The organism is Streptococcus suis, from assembly GCF_002960425.1.
Lineage (GTDB): Bacteria > Bacillota > Bacilli > Lactobacillales > Streptococcaceae > Streptococcus > Streptococcus suis_S.
Map to the genome: position 1 here is coordinate 1 of NZ_POIZ01000079.1, position 560 is coordinate 560.

At 41.4% G+C, this 560-nt stretch carries 1 protein-coding gene; it reads right to left on the bottom strand.

What is annotated here, in order from left to right; translation table 11 throughout:
• Window positions 1-560 (bottom strand): transposase (locus tag C1G57_RS09175; RefSeq protein WP_153045626.1); only part of this gene is annotated, 560 nt, incomplete at both ends.

The window sequence follows — 560 nt, forward strand, 5'->3', positions numbered from 1 at the left end:
AGAGGTGTTTTCTCCAGGTCATCAAGGATAAAGCTATAATTTTCTTCACTTCCATAACCTGCATCTGCGACAATGTGTTGAAAGAGTTCTAAGGTTTGGATGGATTGAAGAAAAGGCTTGAGTGTACGAGTGTCAGTTGGATTCGGAAACAGTCCGTAAGCTAAGGCAAACTGGCTGTTTGTGCCAAGTTGGAGGTTGTAGCCCGGTTTGAGCTGACCATTCTTCATATGATCTTCTTTCATCCGCATGAATGTTGCATCGTGATCCGTTTTAGAATAGGAATTTCGCTCTTGTAGAATCTGTTTATCTCGTTCGTACTTCTGTTTCCGAACAAGAAAATCCTCTTTCAACTTTCTCTTTAGTTTCTTAATTCTTCTTCGTTTCTGTCTGTTGGCTGATCCACCTTTAATGACTTTAGGCTCTTGTGAGATAGCTTCTTCCACCTCATCCAATACTTGTTCTGTCTCATGTAGGAGTTGTTTGAGTCCCTCGCTAGTGAGGCATTCTTCCTTGGACAAGGCAGTATTCACCCCTTCTTGAACTAGCTTGTCATAAAGATT